Raw genomic sequence first — 25,013 nt, 5'->3', positions numbered from 1 at the left:
AAGGCGCGGTGCGGTGATGCCTATCCTAACGTTGCGCACGTTGGGCGCGTAGCCCCGCGCCGAACAGCATGGCGGCCGAGCACAACGCGACGGCGCCGATGACGGCGAAGAAGATGGGTTGGGACAGGCGACTCCACAGCGTGCCGAGCGCGCCGGCCAGCAGGTTGCCGAAGAAGCCCGCGAAGAACCACAGGGCAATGCAGGTGGCCCGCCAGCCCTCGGGTGCCAGGTGCCCGAACAAGCCCAGACCCACGGGCAGGATATACAGCTCTCCGAGCGTCATCAGCACGAACCAGCCCACCAGCCAGCCCCAGTGTGCGTGGACGCCTTGCGAACCGGTCCATCCGGCGATGCCGGCGAGCAAGAGGTAGGAGAGGGCGACTACCGTGGCGCCGAATGCCATCTTGAGCAGCGACGGGGTGTCGATGCCGCGTTTTGCCAGGCGTGACCAGCGCGCTACCAGCAAGGGTGTGGCAGCAAAGACCACGAGTGGGTCCAGCGCCTGGAACCATGCCATGGGGATGCTCCAGCCGGATGTGACCTGCCGGTCAACACCCACGTCCGCCCACAACGCCACGGTGTTGCCGACCTGCTCGTAGGCACCGCGGAAGATCACCACGATGGCGGCGATGCCGAGCAGGAAGCCCAGCCGTGCACGCACCGTCACCGCGTCGGTAGTGGCAGGCGTCTCGCGAACGGCAGGCGTCACTTCCGCTGGCAGATGCCGGAGCCCCGCGACGTAGATCACCAGCGAGATCAGCATGCCGAAGCCGGCCGCCGCGAATCCCCAGTGCCAGCCGTAGACCTCACCCAGCAAGCCACATACCAGCGGCGCCAGAAATGCCCCGAGATTCACGCCGACGTAGTAGATGTTGTAGGCACCCTTGCTGCGCGGATCGTGTTTTGCGTACAGGCCTTCGATCTGGCTGGCCAGGCAGGGGAGGAAGAAGCCGTTACCTACCGCGATGGTGATCAGCGCGGGGTAGAACAACGTCTCCGCCGCCATCATGAAATGTCCCAGCGCCATGATGCTGGCGCCAAGCAGCACGGCGCGGCGCTTGCCCAGCCAGCGGTCGGCGATGAAGCCGCCGGGGATCGGCGTCAGGTAAACCAGCGCCGCGTAGCCGCCATAGATCAGTGAGGCGTGGTCCTGCGCCAGGTCCAGTCGCATGGTCATGTAGTAGACCAGCAGCGCGCGCATGCCGAAGAAGGAAAACATCTCCCACATCTCGGTGAGGAACAGCACCGTCAGTCCCAGCGGATGGCCGAGAAACTGACGGTTGCCCGGCATCCCGTCCTGGGCAGCGCGCGTGACACTCATGCCGTGGTCGCGCGCGGGTTGCCCCACACTTCGTCAGGGCACCACACACGGCCGTCGCGATAGGACACGCCGGGCGTGCGGTCGCCACGAATGAACATCGGGCCGTCGAGATCGACCACCTCGCAAAGCGAGCCCAGCACAAACGCCGGCCCCATGGACCAGGATGAGCCCCCCATGTTGCCGACCATCAGGTCAAAGCCCTGGCGTTTGGCCTCCGCCGCCAGCCGCAGGCCGGCGGTGAGACCGCCGCACTTGTCGAGCTTGATGTTGATGATCTGCACGCGCCCGGCGAGCTTGGCCAGGTCGCCGATGTCCTGCACGCTTTCATCGGCCGCGAAGGGGATGGGGCACTCGAAACCGTCGAACCAGTCTTCGCAGCCGATGGGGAAGGGTTGCTCGATGACGTTCACCCGCGCCTCGACGCAAGTGGGAAGCAAGGCGGCCAGCGACTCGCGCGTGAAACCCTGGTTGGCATCGACCATAATCCATGCATCCGGACAGGCGGCACGCGCTGCCTTCACGCGCTCGGCGTTGAGTGTGTCATTGGTCAGTTTGAGCTTGAGGGCACGGACACCGTCCATGCCGCGTGCAGTGGCTGCGACCTGCGTCGGTTCATCGGCGCTGAGTGTGTAGGTGGTGAGCAGCGACGCCACTTTGGATACGCCGGCCAACTCCCACACGGACTTGCCCCTGCGCTGCGCTTCAAGATCCCACAGCGCGCAGTCCAGTGCATTGCGTGCGCCGCCGGCAGGAAGCAAGGACAGCAGCTGTTCGCGTGTGACGCCCTGCTGGACGATCTCGCGCAATGCGTCCACCTGCGCCAGCATGTTCGGCGGCGTGTCGTCGCGGTAGTACACGCCAAGTGCTTCGCCGCGCGCGGTGAGGTTGCCCTCGCGCAGCGTCACGATGAGCGCATCGCAGGCGGTGAAGGTGTAGCCGGTGATGTGAAAAGCCTGCTTGAGCGGCAGCTTTTCGATGTGGGCGCTCAGGCTCAGGGTGGTTCGACCGGTCATGGCGTTCCTCAAAAGTGCGTGTTGAAGCTGACCAGCCCGAAGACCACGAGGAACCAGCCGAGATAGATCGCTGCCAGGGCAAGCCATGTGTCGCCCACCCGCACCAGGCGGCTGCGCGCACGGTCACGCCACTGGCGCGCTGCATGGACGACGATCGCGATGACGCCAAGCAAGGCCGCGCAGCCGAGCACGTAGAGGAACGTCATCCAGGGCGCAGCGGTGCCGTGCAGCAGCAGCTTCACGTTCGCGCCCATGGCGGCGACCAGGGCGAACCAGCCAAGCATCGTGGCGAGGAGGAACAACGCGCCCATGCGCGACCAGCGCCGCGAAATACGGGTCGCGGGGACGAGATCGAGCTTCGTACGGTAGTGGCGCCGTACGAATGGTGCGATGAACCAGCACAGTACGGCGATGAGTACCGTGACGACCGAGAGACCCAGCCACGGGCCGACAGCGCCCATGCTGCGCGACGCGGGAATGCGTTGGAAAACCGTGATGGCGGGCAAGTAATCGGTGGTGAAGTAGCGAATGGCGCCATGGTCGTCGGGCACGAACACCAGGCGATCCGTACCGTTCACCTGTCGATACTGGAGCGGTGCGATCTGTTTCCAGTGAAGCGGCTTGCCTGCATCGTCACTGAGCAGAGGCGCTACGGTGAGGGTGCCATCGGGTTCGGCGGCAACATGAAACTGGGACAACAGTGACAGCAAGCGCAGGGCGCTGTCGTTGCGACGGGTCATGCCGTAGAAGCCGGTGACTTTGCTTGAATCCGAGGCGCCGCTGTATGGCGGGTCGCGTGGCGTCTGCGTCGGGAAATAGCGATCAAGGAAGTCGTGGAAGATTGCCGCGCGCACCATGCGCGTGCCGCCAGCGTCCGGACTGCCTGCGCTGTTGAAGGATATGAAGATGCCGACGCCCTGTTCGGGCAGCAGGTGCAGGTCGCTATGGAACAGCACCGTATCGCCGCCATGCCCGGCGATGGTCAGTCCGTTGCGGTCTTCCCGATAGAAGCCCAGCCCGTAACCCGGCACGCCGGGCGCGGATACGTAGTGCTCCTTGAACATGTCAGCAACCGTATCGGATGTGAGAATTCGGGCGTCACCGAGTTGTCCGCCTTGCAGCATCGCCATCATGAAGCGCGACATGTCGGTAGCCGTGGCGCTCAGGGCGCCGGCGGGTGCCGGGTCGACGGCCTCGAAAGGTTGAGGCTTCCCATCGGAGGCCGTCAGATAGCCCTTTGACATCAGAGGCGCGAGGGTTGACGGCAGCGGCTGCGCAAACGTCGCATGGCTCATGCCCAGCGGCTGCAGGATGTGCTGCGCGATGTAGCTCTCGAAGCGCTCGCCCGAGACGCGCTGCACGATATAGCCGGCCAGCCCGCAGCCATAGTTCGAATAAGCGACAAGTTCGCCCGCCGGGAAAATGCGTGCGGGGATGTGTTGCTTGAGATAGCGCTCCAGGTCGACGTCGTCGGTCGACGCAGGCATCAGGCCGCGTGCGCTGTCTTCGAAGCCCGGCGTGTGGGTCAGCAGGTCCCGCAAGGTGATCGGGCGTCCGTCACGCTCCGGAATCCTGAAATCCAGATACGCGTTGACGTCGCGATCCAGTTGCAGCTTGCCTTGCTCGACCAGCTGCATCACGGCAGTCCACGTGAACAGCTTCGACGTCGAGCCGGGACGGAAGAGCGTGCGGTCGGGCGATACCGGAATGCGCTCGCCAAGGTCGGCGTAGCCATAGCCCTTGGCGAACAGCACCCGGTCGTTCTTCACCACGATCACGACACCGCCGGCGATATCGCTTCGCCGCAAGGCGAAGGGCATGGCCCCGTCGAAGAAGGCGCCGAGGTCCGCAGGCGTCAGCTGTGGCGAGCTGGCTGGTTCGGTCGACTGCGCGCTGGCGCCCGACGCCAGGCCAAGGCCCAGCAGCAGCGCCGCGAAGCGCCGAAAGTGTCGTTGCATGGTGAATCTCCGCTGGGCGTCGCGTGGATCAGAAATCCACGCTGGCCGATATGCCGATGGTGCGAGGCGTTTGTACGGTGGCGTTGAACGGACTGGCGATGGAGCTCTGCGTTTCCGGCCACACCGACGTGATGCCGCGCTTGTTGGCCAGGTTCTTGGCGTAGAGCTTGATCGTCCAGTTGCCGACGTTGGCACCGGCGTAGATGTTGATGTTGTTGTAGCTGGGCAGGTAGAAGCGTGGCGATGGCTCGGTGTTGAACTCCGCGGCGCGACGGCCGATGTAGCTGAAGTTGCCGCCGAAGAAACCTGACCAACTGCCCATGGGGAAGTTGTAGTCAGCGCCGATGTTCGCGTTCCACTTCGGCACGTAGGGCAGGGGGTCGCCGTCGAGGCCGTACACGCTGCCGGGCGGGTTGTCCTGCGCGAGCTTGGCGTCGTTGTACGTGGCGTTAGCCCACAGGGTCAGACCGCGCGCAGCGTTATAGCGCCAGCTTGCTTCCAGGCCCTGGCTGACGGCCTTGCCGCCGTTGCTCAGGAAGCTGATGCCGCCGGCCGTGGTGGTGAGCTGCACCTTCGACCAGTCGATGTAGAAGGCGCTGAGCTCGACCTCCATGCGGTGATCGAGCATGAGTGCCTTCAGGCCGGCTTCGTAGTTCACCAGCTTGTCCGGATCGAACGTCAGCGGTGCACCCAGGCCTGGGGGTACACCCACGTTGGCGCCGCCCGGGCGGAAGCCGGAGGCGATGCGCACGTAGGCCATCAGGTCGTCGCTGAACTTGTAGCTGGGGTTGAGCAGGAAGGTGACCGGGTGGTCGCTGCTTCGCGTGGTGAAAGTGGCATTGCCGATGAGCAGGCCGTCGTTCGACTGCGTGTACGTGGTCTGGTCACTGCTGTAGCGCGCGCCGACCAGGATGCTGAGCTTGTCGGTGGCATGCCAGGTGAGGTCGGCGTAGCCGGCATACTCCTTGAAGATGGCCGGGCCGAGCGAGACGTTGCCCAGCGTTGGCAGGGCGATCGGCGCCCCCGTGCTGGCGTCGAAGCTGGTGATGTGTTGCTCGTCGACCGTGCTTTCGCGCGTGAAGAACACGCCGGCGCGCCACGCCCACGGCTGGTTTTCCGGCGATTGCAGGCGGAACTCCTGCGTGACCTTGTTGAGCGAGATCGGCTGCACTTCGGCATAACCACCGTTTTCGATCCCGAAGATGCCGTTGAGCAACGGACCGAACAGGCTGGTCATGTCCAGCGTTTCGTTCATCCGCAGCGTGCCGTAGCTCGTCGTCGAATAGAGCGTGGCCCAGTCGAAGTCCGACTTGATCGACAGGTCGTACAGGCGGTATTTCACCTTGAACATGCCGGTGCTGGAGGCGCGGTACTGCTTGTCCCAGCCGTAGACTGGCTTCATGGTGTTCGGATCGATGTCGATGCCGCCGTTGGCGAGGCCATCGCTGCTGAGGTTCTGTGCCAGCGCCGAGAAACGCACCGAGGTCTTTTCCGTCGGCGTCCACAGCAACTGCGCGCGACCGCCGCGCACCTTGGCTTCGTTGACTTCCTTCTCGCCGGTGTTGACGTTGTCGATGTAGCCCGGGTCGGTGCGGGTGTACGCATTCACGCGCAGGGCCAGCTTGTTTTCGACCAGTGGCACGTTGAAGGTGGCATGGGCGTTGTAGCCGTCGCCGCCGCTGGTGACCGAGTTGGTTTCAAAGCCGAGGCGGCCGCTTGCCTGCGTGGTATCCGGCGCGGTTGTTACGAACTTAACAAGGCCGCCCAGCGTGTTCGAGCCATACAGCGTGCCCTGCGGGCCGCGCAGCACCTCGATGTGCTCGATGTCGTTGGGATCGATGTCGGGCGTCAGCATGCTGCCGGCGGCGTAAATGGTGCTGGAGCCGTAAGGCGCGTCGTCGATGTAGGTGCCGACGGTGGCGTTGGGCTGGTGGCTGCCGGAGGTGATGCCGCGCAGCACCAGCTGCGTCCAGCCCTGGCCCGAGGAAATGGTGTTGAGGCCCGGCATCTGGGTGGCGTAGTCGGCGAAGCTGTTCGCGCTCTGGCGATCGAGCGTGGTTTCGCTGAGCACCGACACGGCCATCGGCACGTCCTGCAAGCGCTCCTCGCGCTTGTTGGCCGTGACGATGACGGTGCCCAGATCCGTCGTGTCAGACGTCTTGGACTTTGCGTTTGCCTGCGCCTGATCCGGGGCGGCGGCTGGGTTTTCTCCCGGCACCTCGGCGTGACTGCAAAGCGGTACGGCCAGCCCCATCGCGATAGCGAAACAGAGGCGGCGACGACTGAATGGCGTACTGAACTTTTCCAAGACACGTCCCCCACGTGAACCGGGTCATCCCGTTGCTGTAGGTGATAACGAAATAACAGAAACGTGTCAATGGTCAAAAAGTAACATTGGCGACCTTTCGGCAGTCCATCCGCGTGTCGCGGCGCACAAAAAAGGGGGCGTCAGACGCCCCCGGTGGTTGGGTCCCGTTTTCGAAGGGCTGGCTAACCCGAACGGCTTTCGTCCCGGGTGCGGCTTTCACAATGCACTGGCGTTGCATCGATGTCGGGTTTGAGCATGACCGACATGAGCGAACCTCTCAGCGTGGGCAAAAGCATTCGGCCGCATTGTTCTGTCAGTGGCCGCCCGCGCTCGAAATGTTGTTCGCTGCCTTCAACGTATCGAATGGTCTTGAATGCGGAACCTTCGGATTTGCCCGTGGCATCAGCAAGCGCAACGTCGAGCGAGATGGCGAGCAACTGTGCGCTTTCTTCTCGCAGCGCTTCGCCCTGTTGGTCGGACCAGAACTGCGTGAGTTCGGGTGCCGTTTTCGTTTCGCCCACGACGCGAATCGTGTTGTGGTAGCTGGGCGTTTTCGACTCGCCTGGCGCGTAAATGGCGACAAGGTTGTCGAGCACCATGGCGCTGCGGTCCTGCGTCATCGAGTACACCGGCGCGACGAGCATCAACCACGATTGCGGGTGATCTCCGCTTTTGACCAGATCGACGCCTGCCCCTGAAGCCGAAAGCACAAGACTCCTGCGCAGAAGATCGCTGGCGTGAAATTCGGAAAGGAGCGAGGCAAAAGGCTCCAGCACCTTGTTGGCTTCGGCCTGGATCTCTCTCTTCTGTTTTTCTTTGCTGGAACTCAATAGTGAGCCACGAGTCAGCATGGCGACCAGGGCGACCGGGACGTTGGGGGCGGGGTACAGGAAGCCGTTTTGCTCCACGCCGGCCTGGTCGAAGTTCGCCAAGCCGCGATAGAGGACATCCTCACGGGGTGGCAACTGGAGCGACCAGTGAAGGTCGGCGCCGGCCGGAACGGGAGCGACGGCGGCGGCCGCCTGGGTCGCTGTGGTGCTTGAAGGAAGGGCCGCGAGCAGGGCCAGGGTCAGGCCAGCGAGCCAGGGCGAATGGCGATTCATTGGGTGCATGTCCCTATGGAAGCGTTGGGATCCCGCAGGATCGGTCGATCCGACCCTGCGGGAAGACGCGTGACCTCTCAGCCCCGGAAGGGCTTGAGCAGGTCGTCCTTGCTGGTTTCCAGCGCCTGGTAGTAGGCATTGGTAAGGCCGGGGAACATCGGCGGCTCATCCCACTTGCCATCGGTGCTGATGCGGATCGACAGTGGCGAATACCACTCGTAGGTATTGGTGCCGAGATTCACTTCATAGCCAACGCCGGTGACTGCACCTTTGGGATCACTGGTGGGGAAATAGTCGGCATAGGTCCGCTCGAATCCTATTTGCTGGATATCGATGACGATCAGGTGGTCGATGCTGTATTTCGTGCGCAGCGACGAATAGTCCTTTCTCGGGATGTCGTCACCCTTGGCCGTGGCTTTGGGAAGCTTGTCCACGACAAGGGGTTCATCGATAACGACGACATTGACGCCCTGCTTGCGCAGCAGGTCGGCCACGTCGTTCTTCAAGTGGGGAAGGCCTTCGGCGGGAAGCGAATGGGCATACGACGTCAGCTTCTCATTGGCCAGCGAAGCCGCCGCCATGCACAACAGGCAACCCGCGCCCGGGAGTGATGTGTCGACCTTGGGCAGGGCGGTCATGGCGATGCCGACCTTTTCGGCCTGGGTGGTGCCCGACGGCGCGGCAAAAGCGATGGGGCGTTGTGGAGCAACGGCGCAGCCGCTCATCAAGGCCGCCACTGCGACTAGAAACGATCCAATGCGGTATTTCATTCCTGGAATCTCCCCTGGTTTTATATAAGCCTGCCTTGGCAGACACGAACAAACGTTCAGACGCCATGCGCCGCGAGGCCGCGCCATTCCAGGCGCAGTTCGGGATTTGAACGATGGGTACGGAGGCCTTCGCTAACGATGTGGCGGACGGGCCTGGAGCAAATCCTGCGAGTCGCGCGAAGGTCCGCGGTGACTGGGACGGACCTGCAGTGACGTGACGGCGACACGATGCGGCGGCGCGCGCATGTGTGAGGCACACGCGCCCGCTGCCGCTGCCTGAGCGGCGCAAAAAATAACCATGATTTCCCCCTTGCGTAAAAACCTACCATGGCGATTTGCGTGGCGTCTATAAGTGACGCGCATGGTTTGCAGTCATAAACTGCGATCGCGGGTCCCGGTCATCGCCGCCGACCGCCCCGGTCTCGCATTCGCGTGACCAGATGTCGCCATCTTTTGCGCACTACCTCTTATCGCCCGCTTCGTAAGATCATGCGGTGGTGCAAACAAGCAGCAAACCGATGCCGCTCGCTGGGCGGTCATCGGTGCGTCAACAGGAACAGGGGATTACCAATGATGGTTTATCGCATCCGGACGGCCCTGTGCCGTGGTCGGGATTGGCTGGGGCGTGTGTTTGGAAAGGGTCAGGCACCCAGGCCAGACGTCGCATCCGTGGCAGCGACGCCACCACGCCGGAAGCTTCGCATTGCCACGGCTTCGCTGGCGATGTTGTTGCTTGCCTGTGCGATGCCAGGGCGCGCCTGGGCAGCATGCCCGACCGGGCTGTCGTTTTCGAAGGTGGGTGACGTGCAGGCCGGTGTCGCGCTGGATATGACCTGTGACCTATCCGGAAACGGCCTCGGTGCTTCGATGGGGGAAAACCTCAATCCGGCGATAGGTTCCCAGTTCACGGTTGGGACTTCCAAGGGTAACCAGTACCAGTTCACCCTGACCGGCTTCTCCGATCCCGAGGGTGACCCGATCTACAGGATCACCCTGGTAGGCGGACAGCCCAGCGTCGAAGGGATCCAGCTCTTTGTCGACCAGAACAACGATCTCAGGACAGATGCGCCGGTGGTGATCGGGGTGACGACCCCCGCGCCGACGATCTCTGGCATCTCTCCTGCCTCGGGCCCGATTGCGGGCGGCTCGAAGATCACCATCACGGGCATCAGCCTTGCCAGCACGGAGAGTGTCCAGATCGGAGGCGTGCTCAGCACTTTCACGATCGACAGTCCGACGCAGATCCAGGTGACCACGCCGGCGATGGCGGTGGGCGTAGTGCCGGTGACGGTGACCAACGCGTTCTCCTCAGCCACGACGTCCTACACCTACGTGAACCCGCCTGTGATCGCGTCCGTCTCTCCCACGGCGGGGCCGACCGCCGGTGGTACGACGGTCATCATTAATGGAACGGGATTTTTGAACGCGACCGCCGTCACCTTTGGCGCAACGAGCGCGACGGGATACACGGTAAACAACGACACGCAGATCACGGCAACCAATCCCGCGCACGGCGCCGGCACCCTCGACATTACCGTCACCACGTCGGGTGGCACCAGTACGACGAGCGCGAGCGATCAATTCACTTACGTTGCCGCGCCAACGGTCGTGTCGATCAGTCCGACCTCGGGCGCGCCTGCGGGCGGTACGCCGGTGACGATCACCGGCACCAACTTCAGTGGCGCGACGGCGGTGACCTTCGGTGGCGTGGCCGCGACGGGCATCACGGTGGTCAGCGCAACAAGCATCACAGCGACGTCGCCTGCAGGCAGCGGAACGGTCGATGTCCGCGTGACCACGACGGGCGGGACGAGCGCCACCAGTGCGGCAGATCAGTTCACGTATATCCCGGCGCCGACGGTGACGGGCATTGGGCCGACTGCCGGCCCCACGGCTGGCGGAACATCGGTGACCATCACGGGTACCAACTTCAGCGGCGTTACCGACGTCACGTTTGGTGGAACGTCGGCAACGTCCTTTACCACCCTTTCCGCAACCTCGATAACGGCGACTTCGCCTGCCGGAACCGGTACGGTGGACGTGCGCGTTACGACGCCAAGCGGTACGAGTGCAGCAAACGCAAGCGATCACTTCACCTTTGTCTCCGCACCGACCATCACGGGCATGTCGCCGACCAGCGGGCCGGTGTTCGGCGGCACGAGGGTGACGATTACGGGCACCGGTTTTTCTGGTGTGACATCGCTGACGTTCGGCGGCGCGGCTGCCAGCTCCTACTCGGTCGACAGCGACACGCAGATCAGTGCCATGACACCGGCCAACGCCGCCGGGGCGACCAACGTCAAGGTGACGACGGCTGGCGGGACGAACGGGAATGGCGGGTCGAACGTTTTCACGTACTCCTCTGCGCCCACCGTCACCGGCATCTCCCCGGCGGCGGGGCCGGCAGCGGGCGGTACGCAAGTCACAATTACCGGTACAAACCTGGGCAACGTCACCGCGGTCAAATTCGGCACCGTCGCCGCTACCAACGTTACCGCGGGTAGCTCGACATCCGTGACGGCCTTCGCGCCGGCCGGCACCCTGGGCAGCACCGTCGACATCACGGTCAGCGGCAGCGATGGCACCAGCCTGCCGGGGAATGTGCAATTCAGCTATCTCCAGATCCCGGGCTCACCGGTCGTCGGTTCGGTGACGGCAGGGGACAAGAACGCGATCGTGTACTTCACGCCGCCCGTGAGCGATGGCGGCTCGACGATCACCGGTTATGAGGTGACGGCGAACGGTGGCATTACCGGTTCGGGCGCGTCGTCGCCCATCACGGTCACGGGTCTTACGAACGGCACGGCATACACGTTTACGGTGAAGGCCATCAATGCCATCGGCGCGAGCGCGCCATCGGGAGCATCGCCAGCGGTGACGCCGAAAGGGCCGCAGTCGATCACCTTCGCCAATCCGGGCCCGCAGAACTTCGGCGCGACGGTGACGTTGAGTGCGACGGCCGATTCGGGTGACCCGGTGCTGTTCACCAGTGCGACGCCGAACATCTGCAAGCTGACCTCGGGGAATTCACTGCTGCTCACGGCGCCCGGATCCTGCACGATCAATGCCGATCAGAGCGGTAACACGGCATTCCTCCCCGCGCCGACCGTCTCTCAGACCTTCAGCGTTGTGGTCCCTGGCGGTGCAGTTTCTTTCGTCACCACGTCGCTGCCATCGGGACGAATTCCGGGTACGTACAATCAGACGATCGTCGCGGCAAACGGCGCCCCGCCATACGACTTCACGGTGTCCGGCACGCTGCCCAATGGCATCACCTTGTCACCGTCGGGCATGCTTTCCGGCACGCCGACCCAGGCCGGCACGTTCCCGATCACCGTGAAGGTGATGGATCAGGCCGGGCAGACGGCGTCATGGAACGTAAGCCTGGTCATCGACCCGCCGACGATTGACCTCAGCGCATCAACGTTGTCCAACGGGCAGGTGGGCGAGGCATTCAGCGGCCAGATGTCCGCATCTGGTGGCGTTGGGAGCTACACGTACGCCGTGACGAGCGGCGCGCTACCCGCTGGCGTCACCCTGTCCACGGCGGGTGTCGTCTCAGGCACGCCGACGGCGGCAGGCACCTTCAATTTCACGGTGACGGCGACAGACTCGCTCAACTTCAAGGGTTCGCTGCCGTTCTCCGTAGGTATCAACCAGCCCAGGCCGGTGGTTGTCGATGACACGGCAACGACGCCGGCAAACAACGTCGTGATGATTTCGGTGACGAATAACGATACCGGTCCGTTGACGAGCATCGACATCGGCAAGGCGCCTGCTCATGGCACGGCGACGGTGCATGGTCTGAATGTGGAGTACGCGCCCGCGACGAATTTCTTTGGGACGGACAGCTTCACGTACACGGCCAGCGGCCCGGGCGGCACCTCCAACCAGGCCACGGTGACCATTTCCGTGACGCCGCTCGCCGTGCCGGTGGTGCAGCCGATCACCGTGTCGGTGCTTGCCGGCAAGACGGTAACGCTGCATGCGGCGCAAGGTGCGACGGGTGGTCCGTTCACCGGGGCGAACGTGGCAACGCCGCCGGCCACGGGCGTGCTGACGATCACCGGTACGGATATCGCGTATACGCCGGCCATCGACGCGTCGGGTGAGGTCATGTTCGATTACACGCTGAGCAACCCGTTCGGCACATCGCTGCCGGCGCACGCCACGATCACGGTTAACCCCGTGCCGATGGCGCCGTCACTGAACGCGCAGGTGCTGGCTGGCGCGTCGACGCAGGTGGACCTGACGTCGACCGCGCATGGCGGTCCGTTCACGGCGGCCAACCTTGTGTCGGTGTCGCCGAACAATGCGGGTACGGCGACGGTTTCGGGCAGTGCCGGTGCGTACAAGCTCAACTTCATCGCGTCTTCTGGTTTTAGTGGCGTCGCGCAGCTGAGCTACACGCTGTCCAATGCGTATGCGACGTCGGAGCCGGGCGTCGTTTCTGTCACGGTGACGGCACGCGTGGATCCTTCGAAGGATGCCGAAGTGCTGGGCGTGCTCAATGCGCAGGTGAACTCCACGCGTCGCATGGCGCAGGGTCAGATCACCAACTTCCAGCAGCGCCTGGAGCGTCTGCACAGCGGCGCTGATGCGAGCGGGTTCAGCAATGGCATCACGCTGAGTTCGGCCAGCCGCCAGAATCGCGACCCCATGCAGGGCTTGCGTGGCACGGGTGATGACACGTGGTCGCGTCGCTACCTGGTCGACCCGAACGAACCGTCGGGCACGCCGGTAAGTAGTGCGACGGACAAGGGCAGCCTGCCGGGCGGCATCACGGTGTGGACGGGCGGCGCGCTGAATTTCGGCAAGAGCCAGCCGGGTACCAGTGACAACGGCATCGATTTCTCGACCTCGGGCCTGAGCGTGGGTGCGGACAAGCGCATCAACGACCAGCTCGCCGTGGGCGCGGGTGTCGGCTATGGCCATGACGTGTCGGATATCGGCAAGCACGACAGCCGCAGCACGACGGACAGCTACAACCTTGCGTTCTACGCCAGCTATCGCCCGACGGCCAACGTCTACGTGGACGGCTTGCTGGGTTACCAGTGGCTGTCGTTCGACTCGCGTCGCTATGTCACCAGCGATGGTAGTCGCGCGACCGGCAGTCGCGATGGCAAGCAGTGGTTTGGTTCGATCGCGCTGGGTTATGAGCAGCGCAAGGAGACCTGGACGCTGTCCCCGTATGCGCGCCTGGATATGGCGCATGCCCAATTGGACGGCTATACGGAACAGGCATCGGGGCAGAACGCGCTGAGCATCGAACGCCAGTCGGTCAAGACCACGACGGGCAACCTGGGCGTGCGTGCCGAGTGGACGATCAAGTCCGGGTACGGCATGTGGCTGCCGACCTTGCGTGCGGAGTTCCAGCATGACTTCCAGGGTTCCGGCGTGGCGAACATGCGCTACGCGGATCTGCTCAGCGGGCCGTTGTACCAGGCCTCGCTGACCGGCCAGTCGAGCCATCGCACCATGCTCGGTGCGGGCATTCAGCTGCAGACGCTGAAGGGTTGGCTGATTCGCTTCGAGTACCAGAACCTGATCGAAAACAATTCGCGCGAGAACCAGTCGATTCTGCTGGGCGTGGAAAAACGGTTCGATCCCTGAACCTGGGGACGGGGCCTTCGGGCCCCGTTTCTTTTGGGGCGTTCAGTCGGCGGCGGCGAAATGCGCCATCTGGTCGGCGAGGGCTTTCCTGAAAGCCGGCCGCGCGGTGGCGCGATCAAGATAGGTGCGTGCCGCGGCGTAATCGGCAAGCGCGCCGAAGCGATCAAGCAGGCGCAGGACGTCGGCCATGGCGATGTCCGCCACCGAGAAGGTGCCGGCCATCCACTCGCGTTTGGCGAGGATGGGCTCGAGGTGCTGCAGGCGCGAGTGCACGAAAGCATCGAACTGCTTGCGCATGGGCGATGCGCTGTCGTCGCCGGAAAACACGAACAGCGACCACGGCAAGCTCGCCATTTCCACGGAGTTGAGGGCGGCAAACAGCCACTCGATGGCGGTGAGCCGCATGTCGTCGTCGCGAGGAAGCAGGCCTTCGCCCAGGTGGCCGAGGTAGTGCAGGATGGCGCCGCTTTCGAACAGCGAGATCTCGCCATGGGTCAGCCAGGGGACCTGTCCGAACGGTTGGTGCGCGAAGTGCTCCGCGCCACGGCTTTTGAATGAGGTGCTTTCGACGCTGTAGGGCAGCCCCGCTTCTTCGAGTGCCCAGCGAATGCGCAGGTCGCGCACATAACCCCGCGGCATGTCGGGGACCCAGTCGAACGTGGTGAGAACCAGTTTGGCCATGCTGACCTCCATGTGCTGCTCAAGTCGATCCGCGCAGGAAACCGGGCGCACGCGGCGTGGCTTGCGACGGCTCTTTGAGTCTAGTCCACATGGCGTGATGCCAAGGGCGATATCCGTACAGATATGTCTGAAATCTGCCCAAGAAAAAGGGCGCCTTGAAGCGCCCTTTTTCCTTCAACGGGTGAATCGTCAGATCAGAAGCGGTATTCCGCGCTGACCGAGACCATGTCGGTGCTCAGGTCGACGTGGTTCTTCTTCGCGTCGAAGTAGTCGTAGTTCAGACCGACGCTGACGTTGTTGGTGAAGTTGTAGCCGAAGCCAACGCCACCGTACCAGCTGGTGTCATCCAGGCTCTTGCGGACCGGGTTGACGTCATTGCTCAGGCCGTGGCCCTTCCAGCTGTACAGACCCGCACGACCGCTGATGTACCACTGCGGATCGATGTTGAAGCGGGCATTGGCGCCGGCGGTCCAGCCGTGCAGCTGCGACTTGCCCTTATCGACGACGTCGTTGCTGTTGAAGATGTTCTTGACGTGGATGTTGCCCAGGTCGTTGTAGCCGACTTCCGCACCCAGCGCGAAACGCGGGGTGATCGCCCAGCGGTAGCCACCATTGATGGCGTAGCCGGTGTCGCTGTCGTCATACGGGCCCTTGTCGATCGAGGTACGACCCACATTGCCGTTGATGAACCAACCACCGTTGTCCGGGGCGTTCTGCGCGAAGGCGGCAGGGACGACGGCCAGGCCGGCGGCGGCAAGGGCGAGGGCAAGTAGCGACTTCTTCATGGAGATTCTCCTGTTATGCACTACGGGTGCGTCTGGCGGAGGGGATGGGGAAAACTCCGCCTTGGTTTCCGGTCGAACGGGGAATGTTTCGGTCCGGTGATGCTTAGATGAGGTTTCGGTAAGAAGATTCAATACCGACAAGTACACTATTAAGAAACCATTAAGCCGCGACGCAGGGGCGCCGCGGCTTAAGGTGGGCTCGAACGAGCCAGGGCCAGACGATCAGAAGCGGTATTCGGCGTTGAGCGACACCAGGCCGGTCGAACGCTTCAGGCCCGGCTGCGTTTCGCCGGTCTCGTTGTTCTTGATCTTGCCGGCGTTGGCGTGGAAGTAGTCGTACTGCAGGCCCAGGCCAAAGCGCTCGTTGATGTCCCAGCCGGTGCCGACACCGGCGTACCAGCTGGCGCGGCCCGAGTTGCCGCCACTGCTGAAGCCCAGGTCCTGGCCGACGCTGTTGTAGTACTTGTCGTTGTTGTCATTGGCCCAGAACGCGCCGCCGCGGGCGCTCAGATACCAGCCCGGGGTGAGATTGATACGGCCGTTCACGCCGGCCAGCCAGCCGCGAAGCGCGTCTTCGGTGGTCTTCTGGTTCACGTCGCCGGAGTTGAAGACGTTCTTGACGCGGTAGTTGCCCAGATCGGTGTAGCCGACCTCAAGGCCCAGGCCCAGGTCCTGGCCGGCCTTCCAGCGATAGCCGCCGAGAACGCCGTAACCGGTGCGACGGCCCTGTTCACCCTTGAAGAAATTGAAGCCGGCAGCGTTGCTGCCGAAGCCGCCGGTATCCGAACCGTTGGTACGGCCGACATTGGCGCCGATGAACCAGTTGCCGCTACCGACCGGCTGGCTCGACTGATAGTTGCCATTGCCACCCGACGGGGTGGAGGAAGCGTCCTGCGCAAAAGCCGGCAGAGCCGCCACACCGGCGGCAGCAAAAGCGAGGGCAAGTAGAGACTTGTTCATGGGAATACTCCTCTTGTGCATGGACGACACGCGAGCCGGAATGGGGGAAAGGCGATCGCGGTCGGCGTAGGGCTTCTAAGCCTTACCTCAGCGATTAGAGCGGCGCGGGCCTGAAGGGTTTCCGTATCTCTTGCCAAAAAATTAAGGCGGAATTAAGGGTTTACGCACAGGCGAGCTGGGGCTTGGTCTCATATCGGACGAGTCGCCAGCGAAAATCCTTGGGCGACAGTGGGCCGGCGATCGGCGACAATGGCCACTTTTCGTCGCCCCGCCTTCCCGGAGAACCCCCGCAATGACCACCCGTCGCGAACTCGCGAACGCCGTCCGCGCCCTCGCCATGGACGCCGTCGAGGCAGCCAATTCCGGCCACCCCGGCATGCCCATGGGCATGGCCGACATCGCCGAAGTGCTGTGGAACGACTTCCTTGCCTTCAACCCGGGCAACCCGAAGTGGTTCAACCGTGATCGTTTCGTGCTGTCGAACGGCCACGGCTCGATGCTGCAGTACGCACTGCTGCACCTGACCGGCTTCGACCTGCCGATGGATCAGCTCAAGCGCTTCCGTCAGCTGCACTCGCACACGGCCGGTCATCCGGAAGCCAGCGAAACCCCCGGCGTCGAGACGACCACCGGTCCGCTGGGCCAGGGCGTGGCCAATGCCGTCGGTTTCGCGCTCGCCGAGAAGGTGCTGGCAGCGCACTTCAACCGCCCGGGCCACGAGATCGTCGATCACCACACCTACGTGTTCCTTGGCGACGGCTGCCTGATGGAGGGCATCTCGCACGAAGCCGCCTCGCTGGCCGGCACGTGGAAGCTGGGCAAGCTCGTTGCCGTGTATGACGACAACGGCATTTCGATCGATGGCGAAGTGCACGGCTGGTTCACCGACGACACCGCCAAGCGTTTCGAGGCCTATGGCTGGAACGTCATCCCGCACGTCGACGGCCATGACCCGGAGGCCGTGAAGAAGGCGATTGCCGCTGCGGTGGCGCAGGGCGATAAGCCCACGCTGATCTGCGCGCGCACCATCATCGGTTTCGGCGCGCCGAACAAGCAGGGCAAGGAAGAGAGCCACGGTGCCGCGCTGGGCAAGTCGGAAATCGCCGCCACGCGCGATGCGCTGGACTGGCGCCACGACCCGTTCGTGATTCCGCAGGAGATCTACGCCGCGTGGGATCACCGCACCAAGGGCGAAGTGGCCGAGCAGGCGTGGAACGCGAAGTTCGACGCTTACGCCGCCGCGCATCCGGAACTGGCGGCTGAGTTCAAGCGTCGCGTCGCAGGCGACCTGCCGGCCGACTGGGCCGAGAAGTCGCAGGCCTTTGTCGACAAGCTGCAGGCAGAAGGCCCGGAAGTCGCCAGCCGCAAGGCCTCGCAGATGACGCTCGATGCCTTCGGCCCGCTGCTGCCGGAACTGATCGGTGGCTCGGCGGATCTGGCCGGCTCCAACCTCACCAAGTGGAAGGGCAGCCTGGACGCTGGCACGGGCAACAGCTCGGACGGCAAGGGCAATTACCTTTACTACGGTGTGCGCGAGTTCGGCATGAGCGCCATAGCCAATGGCATCGCGCTGCATGGCGGGTTCATTCCGTACGACGCGACGTTCCTGGTGTTCTCTGATTACGCGCGCAACGCCGTGCGCATGAGCGCGCTGATCCCGGCGCACGCCATCCACGTCTACACGCATGACTCCATCGGTCTGGGCGAAGACGGCCCGACGCATCAGCCGGTCGAGCATCTGGCCAGCCTGCGCTACATCCCGAACAACCAGGTGTGGCGTCCCTGCGATGCCGTGGAATCGGCCGTGTCCTGGAAGGTGGCGATCGAGCGCAAGGGCAACCCGGCGTGCCTGGTGTTCTCGCGTCAGAACCTCAAGCACCAGCAGCGCACTGCCCAGCAGGTCGCTGACATCCAGCGCGGCGCGTACGTGCTGTCCGACCCGCAGGACACCAAGTTCAAGGCCATCCTGATCGCCACCGGCTCGGAAGTGGAGCTGGCGATGGAAGCGGCCCGCACGCTGGCGCAGCAGGACATCCCGGTGCGCGTGGTGTCGATGCCGTGCACGGAAGTGTTCGACGCACAGCCGCTGGAATACCGCGAAGGCATCCTGCCGGGCTGGTGTCGTGCGCGCGTGGCGGTGGAAGCGGCGACGTCCGACTTCTGGCGCAAGTACGTCGGCCTGGACGGCGAAGTGATCGGCATGACCACGTTCGGTGCCTCGGCGCCGGCGTCGAAGCTATTCGACTACTTCGGTTTCACCGTGTCGCATGTGGTGGATGCGGTGAAGCGCACGGTCGGCTGATCGAACGCGCGGGAACAAAAAAAGCCGCGGCACTGACCGCGGCTTTTTTTATGCTTTGTGCAAGCGGATGGCCTCAGGCGGCCAGCATGCCGACCAGGTCCAGTGGCTGCTTGGCCAGCGCATGCGCGCCCGCCTTCTCCAGCTCGGCGCGATCACCGAATCCCCACAACACGCCGACGCCGCGAATGCCATTGGCGACGGCGCCATCGATGTCGAAGTGACGATCACCGATCATCGCCGTGTATTCGCGCGCCGCGCCGAAATCCGCGATGGCCGCTGCAATCATCGTAGCCTTTTCGCTGTGCGGGCTCAGCGGATCTGGCCCGTACAGGCGACTGAAGGCCTTGCCGAACGGGAGGTTCTCCACGATGGGCCGCGCGTGGCGTTCCGGCTTGCTGGTGACGACGGCGAGCTCGTGGCCGGCGGCCTTCAGCCGGATGATCGTCTCCTCGATATCCGGATAGACGCTGTGTTCGCGCCAGCCCAGGGTGTGGAAACGCTCGTGGTAGTACTCCACGGCCGCTTCCACGCGTTCGTGGTCGTGGTCGAGGAAGGGCGCGAAGCTGTGGCGCAGCGGTGGGCCGATCCAGTGACGCAGCTCGGCGGGCGCGGCCACGCCGAGGCGGTCGAAGGCATGTCGCACGCAGGCGACGATGCCTTCTTCGGAGTCGATCAGGGTGCCATCGAGGTCAAACAGACAGAGCATTACTTACCTGCACGTGCTTTGAGGGCGGCAACCGCCGGCAGCTCCTTGCCTTCGAGGAATTCGAGGAAAGCGCCGCCACCGGTGGAAATGTAGGACACGTCCTTGTCGATGCCGTACTTGTCGACGGCGGCCAGGGTGTCGCCACCGCCGGCAATGGAGAACGCTTTGGACGCCGCGACGGCGCGCGCCAGGGTCTCCGTGCCCTTGCCGAAGGCGTCGAATTCGAACACGCCGACGGGGCCGTTCCACACAACCGTGCCGGCCTTGGCGATCAGCTCGGCGTACATCTGCGCGGTAGCCGGGCCGATGTCGAGGATCATCTCGCCATCTTTGACCTGATCCACCGGCTTGACCGTCGCCGGCGCATGCGCGGAGAACTCCGGCGCGACCACCACGTCGACCGGCATCGGCACGTCGGCGCCGCGACGTCGCGCATCGGCCATCACCTTCTTGGCGGCATCGAGGAGGTCGGGTTCGTACAGCGAATTGCCGACGCCATGGCCGGCTGCCTTGATGAAGGTGTTGGCGATGCCGCCGCCGACGATCAGCTGGTCGACCTTGCCGATGAGGTTTTCGAGCAGGGTGAGCTTGGTCGACACCTTGGAGCCGGCGACGATGGCGAGCAGCGGCTTGGCCGGATGCTCCAGTGCCTTGCCCAGCGCGTCCAGCTCGGCCGACAGCAGCGGACCGGCGGCGGCGATCGGGGCGAATTTGATGACGCCATGCGTGGACGCCTGCGCGCGATGCGCGGTGCCGAAGGCGTCCATGACGAAGATGTCGCACAGGGCGGCGTACTTCTTCGACAGCGACTCGTCGTCCTTGCCCTCGCCGACGTTCATGCGGCAATTTTCGAGCACCACCACTTCGCCTTCGGCGACGTCGACGCCGTCGAGGTAGTCGCGCACCAGACGGACCGAGGTGCCAAGCTTGTCGCCGAGCCACTTGGCAACCGGCGCCAGCGAGGACTCTTCGTCGAACTGGCCTTCCTTCGGGCGACCCAGGTGGGAGATCACCATCACGCGTGCACCGGCGTCGCGAGCGGTCTTGATCGTCGGCAGGGCCGCGTCCAGGCGCTGCGTGGACGTGATCTTGCCGTTTTCGATCGGCACGTTCAGGTCTTCGCGGATCAGCACGCGCTTGCCGCGCAGATCAAGATCGCTCATGCGGGTGACGGACACGGCATAACTCCTTGGTTTGGATACAAGACGACGCCACGAGGCGCGAATCGCCTATTGTCCCGCCCCCCTGACGGCGATGCAAACCGCGCCCGGCGCTATGCTTGGCGTCTCCACAGGCAAACCATGGGTTCTCCGGTATGACGGCTGATCTGGTTCTGTACGGCTACTGGCGCTCCAGCGCGGCCTATCGCGTGCGCATCGCCTTGAATCTCAAGGGGCTTGCGTACGAATCGCGCGCCGTGCACCTGGTGAAGGATGGTGGCGAACAGCATTCCGATCGCTACCGCGCGCTCAATCCGCAGGAACTGGTGCCGTGCCTGATCCACGGCGACCAGGTGCTGACCCAGTCCATGGCGATCATGGAATACCTGGACGACGCCTTTCCTGCCTCGCCGCTGTTGCCGAACGATGCGGGCGGCCGTGCGCGCGTGAGGGCGCTGGCGCAACTGGTTGCCTGCGATATCCATCCGATCGGCAACCTGCGCGTGCTGCAGTACCTGGGCAGCCATTTCAACGCCGATGACGCGGTGAAGGGTGAATGGTCGCGCCACTGGATCGGCGAAGGCTTCAAGGCGCTGGAAACCATGCTGGCCAGCAGTGCGCAAACCGGTCGCTTCTGCCACGGCGACACGCCCTCGCTGGCCGACGCCTGCCTGGTGCCGCAGTACTACAACGCCACGCGCTGGAAGCTGCCGATGGATGCGTTTCCGACAATCCAGCGGGTTGTCGATGCCTGCAACGCGTTGGATGCGTTTGCGCAGGCCTCGCCGGAAGCGCAGCCTGACGCGCCGCCGTCTCACTGATCATGTGGCGCAATCTCTGGCGCTGGCAACGAGGCCGGCAGGGCACGGGCTACGACAAGATGCTGCTCGCCGGCAGCCTGTGGCCGTTGCCGTGTGACTGCTATCTGCTGCGGTTTCCGGCGGGAACCACCGTGCCGCCGCATGTGGACCGCGTGGAGCGCGGGCGACATTTCCGGCTCAATATCATTCTGCGACCGGCGAAGCGCGGCGGTGAATTCGTCTGTGAGCGTCCGATTTTCATCAGCCGCCGCATCAAGCTGTTTCGTCCGGACCGTGAAACGCACAGTGTCACGCGCATCGAAGAAGGCACGCGCTGGGTGCTGAGTTTCGGGTGGGTCAGGGGCGCGAAAGGCGCGGTGAAGCCGGCCGCGTGAATCGTCAGCGCAGGGCAAAAAGAAAGGGCGCGACACTTTCGTGTGGCGCCCTTCGTTTTCGGTAGCGACGGGTTTTAGAAACCCAGCCCGTACGGATCGCTGCCCACCAACTCCGAGCTCTCCGAGCCGCCGCCTTCGGACAGGCGCACCTTGAGCGCCAGGCCGTCGCGCGAGTCGGCTTTGCTGAGCGCTTCTTCCAGCTCGATGCGACCTTCCTTGTAGAGGCGGTACAGCGACTGGTCGAAGGTCTGCATGCCTTCCTGCAGGCTGCGGTCCATGGCCTCCTTCACTTCGTGGATCTGGCCACGGCGGATCATGTCGCGGATGAAGGGGGTGTTGAGCAGCACTTCCGTTGCCGGCAGGCGGCGGCCGTCCTTGCCGATCACCAGGCGCTGGCTGATCACCGCGCGCAGGTTCAGGGCCAGGTTCATCAGCACGTTCTTGTGGGCCGATTCCGGGAAGAAGTTGAGGATGCGTTCCAGGGTCTGGTCGGCGTTGTTCGAGTGCAGCGTCGCCAGGCAGAGGTGGCCGGTTTCGGAGAACGCGATAGCCGCTTCCATGGTGTCGGTGTCGCGGATTTCGCCGATCATGATCACGTCCGGCGCCTCACGCATCGCGTTCTTCAACGCCTCGTGATAGCTGTGCGTGTCTAGGCCGACTTCGCGCTGGTTGACGATGGATTTCTTGTGGCGGTGCAGGTACTCGATCGGGTCCTCGATGGTGAGGATGTGGCCCGAAGAGTGGTTGTTGCGATGGTCGATCATCGCGGCCAGGGTGGTGGACTTGCCCGAGCCGGTGGCGCCGACGACCAGGATCAGGCCGCGCGGCTCCATGATCAGCTCGCGGAAGATGCCCGGCAGCTGCAGCTGGTCGATGCTGGGGATCTCGCTCTTGATCGCGCGGATCACCATGCCCACTTCGCCGCGCTGCTTGAACACGTTGATGCGGAAGCGGCCGGCTTCCTTCACGGCCAGGGCCATGTTGAGTTCCAGGTCGCGTTCGAACTGCGGCACCTGGCCCTCGTCCATCAGGGAGTAGGCGATTTTCTTGACCATACCGCCCGGCAGGCCGGTATTGCCCAGCGGGTACAGCTTGCCCTCGACCTTGATGTTCACGGGGGCACCGGTCGTCAGGAACATATCCGACGCGCCCTTGTCCACCATGAGCTTGAGGAAGTAACCAATGTCCACTCGTGTCCCCTGAAAATTGTGCGCGTTGCAATAGTGGATTATGCCCGCCCACAATACGCTGCGACACTCTTAGAGGAATGAGTGATGGTGCACATCTTTTTCCCGTCAAACGGGCGTTCACAAGGCGCCCGCAAGGCGGTTTCCACCCTGGTACTGGCCCTGGTCCTGGGCTCGCTTGGCGGTTGCGCCAGCGTGCCCCCGCCCGATACGGCCATGAATCAGGCCCAGACCCAGCTCCAGGCCGCCCGTGATGCGGGTGCCGCCGACTACGCGCCGGTGGACCTGGGTTTTGCCCAGAACAAGTTCCAGCAGGCCCAGTCGGCCATGGCCAGCCGTGACTACGACGTGGCCGCCAGCCTCGCCGAAGAAGCCCAGGCGGACGCCGAACTGGCGCGCGCCAAGGCCCGCCTGGGTGCCGCCCGCGCCCAGATCCAGGCCAAGACCGACGCCAACAACCAGCTGCGCGAGCAGATCGAGGAAACCCTGAACCAGCAGGAGCAGCAGGCCCAGCAAGCCGCCCAGCAGGCCCAGGACCAGCAGAATGGCCTGCCGCCGCAGCAGCAGACGCTGGACATGCCGGCGCCGTCGTCCTCGGCCCTCCAGCCCCTGCCGCAAGGCCAGGGCTTCGAGACCCTGCCGCAGCCCCAGCAACAGCCGCAACAGCATGACCAGGGGGGCAACCCATGAAGATCCGCTTGACGCTCTCCGCCCTGGTCCTCGCCCTGGCCGCCGTGGGTAGTGCCCATGCCAAGGACGACCTGGACATCGCCCGGCTGAACAACAGCCTGGATCAGCTGTCCCGCGACCCCACTCTCGGCAACTACGCCCAGGGCGAGCAGGCCCGCGCCCGCGATGCCATTGCCCGCCTGGCCCAGGCACGTTCCAAGGAACGTCCGCACGCGCTTTACGTCGCAGAAAGACGCGTCGACCTGGCCAAGGCTGCCGCCCAGCTGCAGGACGCCCAGCTGAAGATCAACCAGCTGGATCGCGAGCACGACCAGATCCAGCTCGATGGCAGCCGCCGCGAGGCGGAAGCGGCCCGGCGTGAACTGGAACGCCAGCGCATGCAGTACCAGATGGCCCAGGAAGAGGCAGCCCGCCTCCAGGCCGAGGGTGCCGCCGCCGCGCAGCAGGCCCAGCAGGCGCAGGCCCAGGCCGAGCAGGCCAGGAAGCTCGCCGCCGCGCAGGCCAAGGCCGCCAGCGCCGCGCGCAAGCAGGCCGATGCCGCCACGCAGGCAGCGCGTGCACTGCGTAACCAGATGCAGGATTCGGGCGGCAAGTAAGCCTGCTTTTCATGCATCGACGAGCACGCCCGGTGCGTTCTGCGCCGGGCGTTTTCGTTGGCGTTCCGACAGTCGTTAGCGATGCGTTGAGCTTTCGTTGTCCTCGCGCAAACACGCGCATCGGCACGCGTGAAAATTAGCTGCCGCGACGGTAGTTGCCGATGAAAAACCGTGCCAGATAACGGTTTGCCGCAGGTGCTTGCGGACCCCGAAAACGCGGAGTAGGGTCAGATACCCATGGGGCATCTCCGCTCCATGGGTCACTGACCTGAATCATGCGCCGAATCCCTGATCGTCATGCTTCTCATGCTCCGGAAAACCGGCATGAGGCGTGGGTGCGCGCGTGTTTCTCCACCGTTTGCGGGCGCACCGATCCCGTGCCCGCGGTCATTTGCGAGGAGGTCGGATCATGTTCGAAAACCAGCAGCGTGATGATGTCGAAGCTTTGATGAAGGCCGACGCGGAGTTTCGTCGGCTTTACCAACATCACAAGGAACTCGACAGCAAGGTGCACGACGCAGAAATTGGCGTCCTACCGATCGATGACATGACGTTATCGGGCATGAAGAAAGAAAAGCTTCACGCCAAGCAACGACTACAACGCATGTGGGACGACCGAAGTCACCTCATCAACTGAATCTGCGCGGTTTCCGTGACAGCGGCCC

The 25,013-nt window shown here is 64.0% G+C and carries 19 protein-coding genes; 7 read left to right on the top strand and 12 right to left on the bottom strand.

Annotated elements, in window-relative coordinates:
- Window positions 1–25: 25 nt before the first annotated feature.
- From EYV96_RS09590 to EYV96_RS09565, 6 genes are all read right to left on the bottom strand, one after another.
- Window positions 26–1,321: a peptide MFS transporter gene (locus EYV96_RS09590; protein WP_240732392.1), complete on the bottom strand. Its 1,296-nt coding sequence runs from the start codon at window positions 1,319–1,321 to the stop codon at window positions 26–28.
- A complete protein-coding gene (locus EYV96_RS09585; protein WP_131151190.1) occupies window positions 1,318–2,334 on the bottom strand; it encodes a dipeptide epimerase in 1,017 nt (338 codons plus the stop codon). The genes EYV96_RS09590 and EYV96_RS09585 overlap by 4 nt, the downstream gene beginning before the upstream one ends.
- Before the next feature lie 8 nt (window positions 2,335–2,342).
- Complete coding sequence (locus EYV96_RS09580; protein ID WP_131151189.1) at window positions 2,343–4,292, bottom strand: serine hydrolase; 1,950 nt, start codon at window positions 4,290–4,292, stop codon at window positions 2,343–2,345.
- A 28-nt stretch (window positions 4,293–4,320) separates the two neighbouring features.
- Window positions 4,321–6,600, bottom strand: a complete 2,280-nt coding sequence (locus EYV96_RS09575; protein WP_240732391.1) for a TonB-dependent receptor — start codon at window positions 6,598–6,600, stop codon at window positions 4,321–4,323.
- A gap of 182 nt (window positions 6,601–6,782) precedes the next feature.
- Entirely contained in the window at window positions 6,783–7,532 is a 750-nt protein-coding gene (locus EYV96_RS09570) for a hypothetical protein (protein WP_131151188.1), read from the bottom strand.
- Window positions 7,533–7,780: 248 nt separating this feature from the next.
- Window positions 7,781–8,473, bottom strand: a complete 693-nt coding sequence (locus tag EYV96_RS09565) for a hypothetical protein (protein ID WP_240732390.1) — start codon at window positions 8,471–8,473, stop codon at window positions 7,781–7,783.
- A gap of 669 nt (window positions 8,474–9,142) precedes the next feature.
- Between EYV96_RS09565 and EYV96_RS09560 the strand changes: the two genes are divergently transcribed.
- Complete coding sequence (locus tag EYV96_RS09560) at window positions 9,143–14,086, top strand: IPT/TIG domain-containing protein (RefSeq protein ID WP_165488640.1); 4,944 nt, start codon at window positions 9,143–9,145, stop codon at window positions 14,084–14,086.
- A 42-nt stretch (window positions 14,087–14,128) separates the two neighbouring features.
- On the opposite strand, the gene EYV96_RS09555 is transcribed toward EYV96_RS09560, so the two are convergent.
- From EYV96_RS09555 to EYV96_RS09545, 3 genes are all read right to left on the bottom strand, one after another.
- Entirely contained in the window at window positions 14,129–14,767 is a 639-nt protein-coding gene (locus EYV96_RS09555; RefSeq protein WP_131151186.1) for a glutathione S-transferase family protein, read from the bottom strand.
- 194 nt (window positions 14,768–14,961) lie between these two features.
- Entirely contained in the window at window positions 14,962–15,552 is a 591-nt protein-coding gene (locus EYV96_RS09550) for a porin family protein (protein WP_205746122.1), read from the bottom strand.
- 222 nt (window positions 15,553–15,774) lie between these two features.
- Window positions 15,775–16,512 carry an outer membrane protein gene (locus tag EYV96_RS09545; protein WP_131151185.1) on the bottom strand — a complete coding sequence of 246 codons (738 nt, stop codon included), beginning with the start codon at window positions 16,510–16,512 and terminating at the stop codon, window positions 15,775–15,777.
- A 292-nt stretch (window positions 16,513–16,804) separates the two neighbouring features.
- Between EYV96_RS09545 and tkt the strand changes: the two genes are divergently transcribed.
- Window positions 16,805–18,814 (top strand): transketolase, encoded by a 2,010-nt coding sequence (tkt, locus tag EYV96_RS09540; protein WP_131151184.1) that lies wholly within the window; start codon window positions 16,805–16,807, stop codon window positions 18,812–18,814.
- Window positions 18,815–18,887: 73 nt separating this feature from the next.
- Here the strand turns inward: tkt and EYV96_RS09535 are convergent, their stop codons facing one another.
- Both EYV96_RS09535 and EYV96_RS09530 read right to left on the bottom strand, forming a co-directional pair.
- Complete coding sequence (locus EYV96_RS09535) at window positions 18,888–19,520, bottom strand: HAD hydrolase-like protein (RefSeq protein WP_131151183.1); 633 nt, start codon at window positions 19,518–19,520, stop codon at window positions 18,888–18,890.
- On the bottom strand, window positions 19,520–20,698 hold the full coding sequence (locus EYV96_RS09530; protein ID WP_131151182.1) for a phosphoglycerate kinase: 1,179 nt from the start codon (window positions 20,696–20,698) through the stop codon (window positions 19,520–19,522). The genes EYV96_RS09535 and EYV96_RS09530 overlap by 1 nt, the downstream gene beginning before the upstream one ends.
- A 137-nt stretch (window positions 20,699–20,835) precedes the next feature.
- Between EYV96_RS09530 and maiA the strand changes: the two genes are divergently transcribed.
- Both maiA and EYV96_RS09520 read left to right on the top strand, forming a co-directional pair.
- Entirely contained in the window at window positions 20,836–21,501 is a 666-nt protein-coding gene (gene maiA / locus EYV96_RS09525) for a maleylacetoacetate isomerase (RefSeq protein WP_131151181.1), read from the top strand.
- Between the two features lie 59 nt (window positions 21,502–21,560).
- A complete protein-coding gene (locus tag EYV96_RS09520) occupies window positions 21,561–21,875 on the top strand; it encodes a 2OG-Fe(II) oxygenase (RefSeq protein ID WP_205746121.1) in 315 nt (104 codons plus the stop codon).
- A gap of 74 nt (window positions 21,876–21,949) precedes the next feature.
- On the opposite strand, the gene EYV96_RS09515 is transcribed toward EYV96_RS09520, so the two are convergent.
- Window positions 21,950–23,065 (bottom strand): PilT/PilU family type 4a pilus ATPase, encoded by a 1,116-nt coding sequence (locus EYV96_RS09515; protein WP_165488639.1) that lies wholly within the window; start codon window positions 23,063–23,065, stop codon window positions 21,950–21,952.
- 84 nt (window positions 23,066–23,149) lie between these two features.
- Here EYV96_RS09515 and EYV96_RS09510 point away from each other — a divergent pair, with 84 nt between their 5' ends.
- The 3 genes from EYV96_RS09510 to EYV96_RS09500 all read left to right on the top strand — a co-directional run bounded on the left by EYV96_RS09510 (window position 23,150) and on the right by EYV96_RS09500 (window position 24,985).
- Window positions 23,150–23,752, top strand: a complete 603-nt coding sequence (locus tag EYV96_RS09510; RefSeq protein WP_131151179.1) for a DUF4398 domain-containing protein — start codon at window positions 23,150–23,152, stop codon at window positions 23,750–23,752.
- Window positions 23,749–24,348, top strand: a complete 600-nt coding sequence (locus EYV96_RS09505; protein ID WP_131151178.1) for a hypothetical protein — start codon at window positions 23,749–23,751, stop codon at window positions 24,346–24,348. The genes EYV96_RS09510 and EYV96_RS09505 overlap by 4 nt, the downstream gene beginning before the upstream one ends.
- A gap of 409 nt (window positions 24,349–24,757) precedes the next feature.
- Complete coding sequence (locus EYV96_RS09500) at window positions 24,758–24,985, top strand: HP1242/YdcH family protein (protein WP_131151177.1); 228 nt, start codon at window positions 24,758–24,760, stop codon at window positions 24,983–24,985.
- Window positions 24,986–25,013 lie beyond the last annotated feature (28 nt).

The organism is Dyella terrae, from assembly GCF_004322705.1.
Taxonomy (GTDB): domain Bacteria; phylum Pseudomonadota; class Gammaproteobacteria; order Xanthomonadales; family Rhodanobacteraceae; genus Dyella_D; species Dyella_D terrae.
This window is presented reverse-complemented; position numbering and strand designations above follow the sequence as displayed.

Excerpts from the sequence above, each read along its gene's own strand:
- EYV96_RS09590 (WP_240732392.1), bottom strand. The coding sequence starts at position 1,321 with ATGAGTGTCACGCGCGCTGCCCAGGACGGGATGCCGGGCAACCGTCAG.
- EYV96_RS09585 (WP_131151190.1), bottom strand. The coding sequence starts at position 2,334 with ATGACCGGTCGAACCACCCTGAGCCTGAGCGCCCACATCGAAAAGCTG.
- EYV96_RS09580 (WP_131151189.1), bottom strand. The coding sequence starts at position 4,292 with ATGCAACGACACTTTCGGCGCTTCGCGGCGCTGCTGCTGGGCCTTGGC.
- EYV96_RS09565 (WP_240732390.1), bottom strand. The coding sequence starts at position 8,473 with ATGAAATACCGCATTGGATCGTTTCTAGTCGCAGTGGCGGCCTTGATG.
- EYV96_RS09555 (WP_131151186.1), bottom strand. The coding sequence starts at position 14,767 with ATGGCCAAACTGGTTCTCACCACGTTCGACTGGGTCCCCGACATGCCG.
- EYV96_RS09550 (WP_205746122.1), bottom strand. The coding sequence starts at position 15,552 with ATGAAGAAGTCGCTACTTGCCCTCGCCCTTGCCGCCGCCGGCCTGGCC.
- EYV96_RS09545 (WP_131151185.1), bottom strand. The coding sequence starts at position 16,512 with ATGAACAAGTCTCTACTTGCCCTCGCTTTTGCTGCCGCCGGTGTGGCG.
- tkt (WP_131151184.1), top strand. The coding sequence starts at position 16,805 with ATGACCACCCGTCGCGAACTCGCGAACGCCGTCCGCGCCCTCGCCATG.
- EYV96_RS09535 (WP_131151183.1), bottom strand. The coding sequence starts at position 19,520 with ATGCTCTGTCTGTTTGACCTCGATGGCACCCTGATCGACTCCGAAGAA.
- maiA (WP_131151181.1), top strand. The coding sequence starts at position 20,836 with ATGACGGCTGATCTGGTTCTGTACGGCTACTGGCGCTCCAGCGCGGCC.
- EYV96_RS09520 (WP_205746121.1), top strand. The coding sequence starts at position 21,561 with ATGCTGCTCGCCGGCAGCCTGTGGCCGTTGCCGTGTGACTGCTATCTG.
- EYV96_RS09510 (WP_131151179.1), top strand. The coding sequence starts at position 23,150 with ATGGTGCACATCTTTTTCCCGTCAAACGGGCGTTCACAAGGCGCCCGC.
- EYV96_RS09505 (WP_131151178.1), top strand. The coding sequence starts at position 23,749 with ATGAAGATCCGCTTGACGCTCTCCGCCCTGGTCCTCGCCCTGGCCGCC.
- EYV96_RS09500 (WP_131151177.1), top strand. The coding sequence starts at position 24,758 with ATGTTCGAAAACCAGCAGCGTGATGATGTCGAAGCTTTGATGAAGGCC.